Origin of the sequence: Pseudomonas sp. SWRI179, assembly GCF_014268705.1 — a bacterium.
In the GTDB taxonomy this organism is placed as follows: Bacteria; Pseudomonadota; Gammaproteobacteria; order Pseudomonadales; family Pseudomonadaceae; genus Aquipseudomonas; species Aquipseudomonas zanjanensis.
This window is the reverse complement of the sequence record NZ_JABWRA010000103.1, coordinates 1-7,634: the sequence shown is the minus strand read 5'-3', so window position 1 is coordinate 7,634 and position 7,634 is coordinate 1. Positions and strand designations below refer to the sequence as shown.

The 7,634-nt window shown below is 61.2% G+C and carries 7 protein-coding genes; 3 read left to right on the top strand and 4 right to left on the bottom strand.

The genetic code is table 11. From position 1 onward, the window contains the following. Together HU767_RS29005 and dinB are read left to right on the top strand one after the other, a co-directional pair. Positions 1-181 (top strand): hypothetical protein (locus tag HU767_RS29005; protein WP_238349539.1); only part of this gene is annotated, 181 nt, incomplete at its 5' end. A 169-nt stretch (positions 182-350) separates the two neighbouring features. Further along, on the top strand, positions 351-1,412 hold the full coding sequence (gene dinB, locus HU767_RS28250; protein ID WP_186731081.1) for a DNA polymerase IV: 1,062 nt from the start codon (positions 351-353) through the stop codon (positions 1,410-1,412). Positions 1,413-1,609: 197 nt separating this feature from the next. Here dinB and HU767_RS28245 read toward each other — a convergent pair whose 3' ends face one another. From HU767_RS28245 to HU767_RS28230, 4 genes are all read right to left on the bottom strand, one after another. Beyond that, a complete protein-coding gene (locus HU767_RS28245) occupies positions 1,610-2,563 on the bottom strand; it encodes a hypothetical protein (RefSeq protein WP_186731080.1) in 954 nt (317 codons plus the stop codon). A gap of 17 nt (positions 2,564-2,580) precedes the next feature. Beyond that, entirely contained in the window at positions 2,581-4,296 is a 1,716-nt protein-coding gene (locus HU767_RS28240; RefSeq protein ID WP_186731079.1) for a proline--tRNA ligase, read from the bottom strand. Between the two features lie 129 nt (positions 4,297-4,425). Continuing rightward, positions 4,426-5,985 carry an AmpG family muropeptide MFS transporter gene (locus tag HU767_RS28235; protein ID WP_186708395.1) on the bottom strand — a complete coding sequence of 520 codons (1,560 nt, stop codon included), beginning with the start codon at positions 5,983-5,985 and terminating at the stop codon, positions 4,426-4,428. Between the two features lie 44 nt (positions 5,986-6,029). Beyond that, positions 6,030-6,383: an MGMT family protein gene (locus HU767_RS28230; protein WP_186731078.1), complete on the bottom strand. Its 354-nt coding sequence runs from the start codon at positions 6,381-6,383 to the stop codon at positions 6,030-6,032. Between the two features lie 157 nt (positions 6,384-6,540). Here HU767_RS28230 and HU767_RS28225 point away from each other — a divergent pair, with 157 nt between their 5' ends. Then, a complete protein-coding gene (locus HU767_RS28225; RefSeq protein WP_186731077.1) occupies positions 6,541-7,548 on the top strand; it encodes a DUF481 domain-containing protein in 1,008 nt (335 codons plus the stop codon). Positions 7,549-7,634: the final 86 nt, after the last annotated feature.

Here is a 7,634-nt window from a genome sequence, read left to right as displayed (position 1 = left end):
GGAGCCGGATTTGAACCGACGACCTTCGGGTTATGAGCCCGACGAGCTACCAGACTGCTCCATCCCGCGTCTGTGTGGCGGCATTCTACAGAGGATCGAGCAGCTGTCAAGCCAGGCGTTCAAAAAAACTGTTCCGCTTCAAGCGCTTAGCCTTGTAAAAGGCATTGTGACAACGCTGTGACGCAAGCCTGGCAAGGGTTGGCGCTCTATTGGGCGGTTCATTGCGATTGAAGAAGTAAATTTGTGTAGGCGTTTTCGGGCCTCAACGAAGGATCTTTCAAACTACTGGTGCTATATACAGGTGCCGGTGCGATACTGGTGGCCCGATTCGTCGCACACCCTGTTCTGCTATGACGCAACGTAAAATCATCCATGTCGACTGTGACTGTTTTTATGCCGCTATCGAGATGCGCGATGATCCGCGGCTGGCCGGCAAGCCCTTGGCTGTGGGTGGCTCGGCGGATCGGCGGGGTGTGATTGCCACCTGCAACTACGAAGCGCGGGCCTACGGCGTGCGCTCGGCCATGTCTTCCGGCCACGCCTTGAAGCTCTGTCCGGACCTCACCATCGTCAAGCCGCGGATGGAGGCCTATCGGGAAGCGTCGAAGGAAATTCATACGATTTTCAGCGATTACACTGACCTGATCGAGCCGCTGTCCCTGGACGAGGCCTACCTGGACGTCTCCGCCAGCGACCATTTCGGCGGCAGCGCCACCCGCATCGCCCAGGACATTCGCCGGCGTGTATCCAATCAATTGCACATCACTGTGTCCGCCGGCGTCGCGCCGAACAAGTTCCTGGCCAAGATCGCCAGTGACTGGAAAAAGCCCAACGGGTTGTTTGTCATCACCCCGGATCAGGTCGAGGATTTTGTCTCGGCCCTGCCGGTCAGCAAGCTCCACGGCGTTGGCAAGGTCACTGCCGATAAGCTGAACCGGCTCGGCATCAACGATTGCCTGCAGTTACGTGAATGGGACAAGTTGGCACTGGTGCGCGAATTCGGCAGTTTCGGTGAGCGGCTCTGGAGCCTGGCCCGTGGGATCGATGAGCGTCTGGTGCACAACGACAGCCGGCGGCAGTCCATCAGCGTGGAGAATACCTACGATGTCGACTTGCCCGACCTGGTGAGCTGCCTCGACAAACTGCCGGAGCTGATGGAAACCCTCAGGGGGCGCATGGCCCGGATCGACAGCAGTTATCGACCGGGCAAGCCGTTCGTCAAAGTGAAGTTCCACGACTTCACCCAGACCACGCTGGAGCAGGCCGGGGCAGGGCGTGACTTGGGCAGTTACCAGTTGTTGTTGACCCAGGCGTTCAACCGGGGCGGCAAGCCGGTGCGGTTATTGGGGATCGGGGTGCGGCTGGAAGACTTGCGGGGTGGGTTTGAGCAGTTGGAGTTGTTTGAGCGGTGAGGCTGTCGCTTGGCTGATGAAGGCCATGCCTTTTGCGCTTGTGGCGAGGGAGCTTGCTCCCGCTGGGCCGCGTAGCGGACCCAAAACTGCTACTCAACATATCTGACATACCGAGGTGGCAGGTTTCAGGGCTGCTGCGCAGCCCAGCGGGAGCAAGCTCCCTCGCCACAAGAGAGATTGCCCCATCCAGACTGGGCTCAGTGAGCGCCCGGATCCGCCACCAATCGTCCGCCATCCTTGGTCAAGGCTTTCATGAACTCGGTCTGCAGCTCCGGATCGTTGCGCGTCAGTTCGATCAGGCTCTGTTCCAGTTCACTGGCTTCCTCTTCAAGTCCCAGCTCCGACAGGCGCCTGACCCGATGGACCCACTGGCTCACCTCGTCGTCTTCCAAGTCGTCGTAGATCAGCGCGTGGGCTTCCACCAGCTTGCTACGCAAGGTGCTGCTGATGCTCAGGGATGAGTCGGTGTGAACCTCGTCCTGGGCATCCGTCACGCTGATCTGCAATTTGCCGAACTGGCTCAGGTCCTGTTCGGCGAACGGGCTTTCCAGCAGGTTCAAGCGCAGCACGCCGTTACGGTCGGTACTCAGTTCGAAGGTCTGCCGGGCGGCCTTGACCTCCACCGGGCGTTCGCTCCAGGGCAGGCTCGAGTGTTCCGTGCGCTTGTCGCGCTGGACTTCGTCGATGCCCGCCAGGTTCTGCTGGGCGCGGCCATGGGAAGGGACGTTCATGAACGGGTTGAGCCCGGCGAAACCGTAGCTGATCCAGTCACGGGTCGCCGTGTCCGGCAAGCTGCCGAGGGCGAACACATTGACCACGTTCGCACCGACACCGGCCACGACGGCCACCGCGCCCAAGGGGATCTCATAGATCTCCCGCCAGGGTTGGTACGGCGTGTAGCGATCATAATGGCGGGTGACCTCGAACTCAGTGACTTCGAAGGTCTTCTGCTCATTGATGCGCACCCGACGCTGCGGCAGGTCGAGCACCTTGGGTTCGCCCACATCGATCTGCAGGCTGTGGTCGAGCAATTTGCGCTCGACCCGCTCTTCGTGCTCGCTGCGTTGCGACATTTGGTTGGCACAGCCGCTGACCAGCAGGGCGCCGCACAGGGCGGCGCCACCGAGGCCTAAGGTGTTTCGCTTGAACATGACGTCTCTATCTGGTATCAGCGGCGGATACGGGCCTGGAGGAACGACAACACGTCGTCGACCGGCAGCGCTTGCGGCTCGGCCTCGGTGCGGCTCTTGTATTCCAGGTTGCCTTCGGCCAGGCCACGGTCACTGACGACGATCCGATGGGGGATGCCAATCAGTTCCATGTCCGCGAACTTGATGCCGGGGCTGGTTTTCTTGTCGCGGTCGTCCAGCAGCACTTCGAAGCCGGCGGCCGTCAGTTCGGCGTAGAGCTTGTCGGTGGCTTCGCGCACCAGGTCGGTTTCGTAGCGCAGTGGCACCAGGGCCACCTGGAATGGCGCCAACGTGTCGCTCCAGATGATGCCTTTCTCGTCGTTGTTCTGCTCGATGGCGGCGGCCACCACGCGGGAAACGCCGATGCCGTAGCAGCCCATTTGCAGGGTGACCGGCTTGCCGTTCTCGCCCAGCACTTCGCATTTCATCGCCTTGCTGTACTTGTCGCCCAGCTGGAAGATGTGGCCGACTTCGATGCCGCGCTTGATTTCCAGGGTGCCCTTGCCGTCCGGGCTTGGATCGCCGGCCACGACGTTGCGCAGGTCCGCGACGGTTGGAACCGGGAGGTCGCGTTCCCAGTTCACGCCGAAGTAGTGCTTGTCATCAATGTTCGCGCCGATGGCGAAGTCGCTCATCAACTCCACCGAACGGTCGATGATGATCGGCAGTGGCAGGTTCAACGGGCCGAGGGAGCCGGCACCGGCGCCGATGGCGTCGCGCAGATCGGCGTCGGTGGCCATGACCAGCGGGCTGGCAACGCCTGGCTGGTTGGCGGCCTTGATTTCATTCAGCTCGTGGTCGCCACGGACGATCAGGGCAATCAACTTGCCGGCTTCTTCCGCCCGTACGATCAGGGTCTTGATGGTGCGCTCGATCGGCAGGTCGTAGCCTTCCACCAACTGGGCAATGGTCTTGGCGTTCGGCGTGTCCACCAGGCGCAACGCTTCAGTTGGCGCGGCGCGGGAGGTTTCCCGTGGCACGGCTTCGGCTTTCTCGATGTTGGCGGCGTAGTCGGAGCCGTTGCTGAAGACGATGTCGTCTTCGCCGGACTCGGCCAGCACGTGGAATTCGTGGGAACCGGCACCGCCGATGGAACCGTTGTCGGCTTCAACCGGGCGGAATTTCAGGCCCAGGCGGGTGAAGATGTTGCAGTACGCCTGGTGCATGCGGTCATAGGTGACCTGCAGCGAGGCCAGGTCGGCGTGGAAGGAATAGGAATCCTTCATGATGAATTCGCGACCGCGCATCAGGCCGAAGCGTGGACGGATCTCGTCACGGAACTTGGTCTGGATCTGATACAGGTTGATCGGCAGCTGCTTGTAGCTGCTCAACTCGTTGCGCATCAGGTCGGTGATCACTTCTTCGTGGGTCGGGCCTGCACAGAAGTCGCGACCGTGGCGGTCTTTGATGCGCAGCAGCTCAGGGCCGTATTCTTCCCAACGCCCCGATTCCTGCCACAGCTCGGCCGGCTGGGTGCTCGGCATCAACACTTCCAGGGAGCCGGCGGCGTCCATCTCTTCGCGAACGATCGCTTCCACCTTGCGCATGACCCGCAGGCCCATCGGCAGCCAGGTGTACAGGCCCGAGGCGAGTTTGCGGATCATGCCGGCACGCAGCATCAATTGATGGCTGATCACGACGGCATCGGAAGGCGTTTCTTTTTGTGTGGCGAGCAAAAATTGACTGGTGCGCATGGTTGGCCGTTGTCGGTTGCTGATGACGAGAAGTGACGGAGCATTGTACGGGCGAGATGCCCTGGCGTACAGGCGCGTGGCCGGTCGCCAGGTGCGGACACCGGTTTTCCCGGTGTTTTCTGAAGTTTCCTACGACTCTTCCGCGGGGCGGGTGGGCGCCGGTTCCTCGGCGGGTGCCGAGTCCTGGCGACGGTTCTCCTGGAACCAGTGCAAGGCGATCAGCAACAGGGTCGGCACGCCCAGCAGGGCGGTGATCAGGAAGAAATTGTGGTAGCCGAACTTTTCCACCATCACCCCTGAATAGCCACCGATCAAACGCGGCAGCAACAGCATGATCGAGCTGAGCAAGGCGTACTGGGTGGCGGAGAATTTCAGGTTGGTCAGGCTCGACAGGTAGGCGACGAACGCCGAAGTGGCCAGGCCGGAGCTGAAGTTGTCCAGGGAAATGGTGACAATCAACATCTGCAGGTTGGCGCCCATGTCGGTGAGCATCAGGAAGAGGATGTTGGTGGCGGCCGAGGCGACACCGCCGATGAACAGGATGGGCAGGATGCCGAAACGCACGATCAACAAGCCGCCCATGCCGGCGCCGACGAGGGTCATGATCAGCCCGAAAATCTTGCTGACGCTGGCGATCTGGTCCTTGGTGAACCCCTGGTCGATGTAGAACACATTGGCCATGACGCCCATGACCGTGTCGGACATCCGGTAGGTTGCGATCAATCCGAGCAGCAGCAGGGCCTGCCAGCGATAACGCAGGATGAAATCGTTGATCGGCGTCAGCACTGGCGCCAGTCCGCGCCGGCCCATGGCCGACAGGCACAGGGCGGTCAAGAGGGTATAGAGGATGGCCCGCAGGAAGGCGCGGTCTTCGAGCAGCAGGTCGAGCAGGCTGACGCCCTCGAACAGCACGCTGGCGAAGTCGGTGTTGAAGAGTTGGGTGAACATCGCCGGGACGGAGACCAGCAGCACGATCAGTACGAATACCGACGCCAACTGATGGACAAACGTGTAGCGCCCGGCCTGCAACTGGGTGCGCAGCGGTACCGGTGGCTCGCGCATGAACAGGGACGTGAGGAGCGCCGGGACCATCAGCACGCCGAACAACAGGTAGGTGCCGGCCCAGGCCGAGTGTTTGTAGCTGAAACCGGTGGAGCCAAAGCCTTCGGCGAAGAACAGGGCGCCGGCGGTGGCCAGCAGCGCGGCGATGCGGTAGCCGGACATGTAGCTGGCGGCGAGGGCGGCCTGGCGGGTGTCGTCGGCGATCTCCAGGCGGTAGGCGTCGACGGCGATGTCCTGCGTCGCAGAGGCGAAGGCCACGATCACGGCGATGGCGATCAACCAGGACAGGTGTTTCTGTGGGTCGCAGAAGCCCATGCCGATCAGGCCGAGAATGACCAGCGCCTGGGAGAGCACCAGCCATGAACGACGGCGCCCCAGTTTGCCGAGCAACGGCAGGCGCCATTGGTCGAGCAGCGGCGACCAGACCCATTTAAAGGCATACGCCAGGCCGATCAGGCTCGCGTAGCCAATGGTTTCGCGGGCCACGCCGGCTTCGCGCAACCAGACTGAAAGCGTGGAAAACACCAGCATGTATGGCAAGCCGGCGGCGAAGCCAAGCAGCAACAGCACGAGCGTCGAGGGACTGGCATAGGCGGCGAGGGCGGCGCGCCAGGTTTTACGGGGCATGGGCTGGAGTCTGCCTCAAAAATTGCGAAAACAAAGCGCGCACTCTAACCGCTGTGCTCTACCGGGCGCCAGCCATGGCGCTGAATATCAACACGATTGTTCAGGATACTGATTCCTTCCATGCGCAGGCGTGCGCGTTGTTCATCCCCCGAGGCGCTGCCCACCGGCAGGCTGATCCGACCACCGGCCGCCAATACCCGATGCCAAGGCAGCTTGGTGTCGTTCGGCAATTGGCTGAGGGTTCTTCCCACCCAGCGCGCCGCGCGGCCCAGGCCGGCCATTTCGGCGAGTTGGCCATAGGTGACGACCTTGCCCGCTGGCACTTGCGCCAGGGTCAGGTAAAGGGTGGTGCGGCGGATCTGGGCGGCGTTCTCGGTGCCCGCTGGGGTGTCAGTCACGTAGGGGTTCCTGAGGTGGGTGTCCGTCTGTAGATTAATTCCTACAGGACTGGTTGAGAAATGAACTCATCAGTCCTACACAGGTCAGTCCTTGCTGAGGTGTCATCCTGGGGGATAATGCCGCCTTTTCACCGCAAACTTGAGCCCTTTATCGCTTATGTTGTCTAGAACCCTGCTATGCCTGGCTGTTGCCAGCGCCTCCATGCCCCTACTTGCCGACACTGTCTGGTTGAAGAATGGGGACAAACTCAGTGGCAAGATTACCGTTTTCGATGGCGGCAAGTTGCTGATCCAGACCGATTATGCCGGCGCGATTCCCATTGACTGGAAACAGGTCAAGACCCTGGAGAGTGATCAGCAACTCCTGGTCAAGCAGGATGCCTACACCGGCGAGAAAGCCAAGGCGCTGCAAGCGGCCGAGGATGGCAAGGTCACCCTGGCCAACGGTGATGGGCCCAAAACCGTCGAGCTGGCCAGTATCCAGCAGATCCTCAAGCCCAAGCCGGTGGTCGAGGACCTGGTGTGGAAAGGCAATGTCGATGCCGCGCTGGATTATCAGCGTGCGGAAGCCGATACCGATGATTACGACATCGATTTCAAGACTTCGGCACGCCACGGCAGATGGCGGCACACTGCTGAAGGCGAATACAACCGTGAATTCCAGGATGACGTCGTGTCCGCCGATAACTGGCGCCTGGAGTATTCCCTCGACCGGTTCATTACCGACAAATGGTTCTGGCAAGGTCGCTTGAATTACAAACGCGACAAAGTCGAAGACCTGGCTCGCCAGCGCGTAGTGGGTACCGGTCCGGGCTACCAGTTCTGGGATGACGAACTGGGGGCGTTCTCCCTGGGTTCGCTGCTCAACCGCACCGATTACGAGTACCGTGACGGCGGCAAGGACAACTTCTATTCCGTGGCGATGAAGTGGGATTACAACCGCTACCTGATCGGCAAGCGCGTCGAGTTCTTCACCAACGGCGAAGTGGGCAAGCCGCTGTCCGGCGTGGCGGAGTACGCCTATGACGCCGAGATGGGGCTGCGCTACAAGGTCACGGACTGGGCATCGCTCAATCTCAAGGCCGAGAAGGATGTCATCGAGGGCACCGAGGACAGCGACCTGAGCAAGACGCGCTACACGGCGGGGTTTGGCGTGACCTGGTAACCCCAGGCTAGCCAACAAATCAATGTGGGAGCGGGCTTGCTCGCGAAAGCGGTGTGTCAGTCAACGAAAATGTTGCTGATTCACCG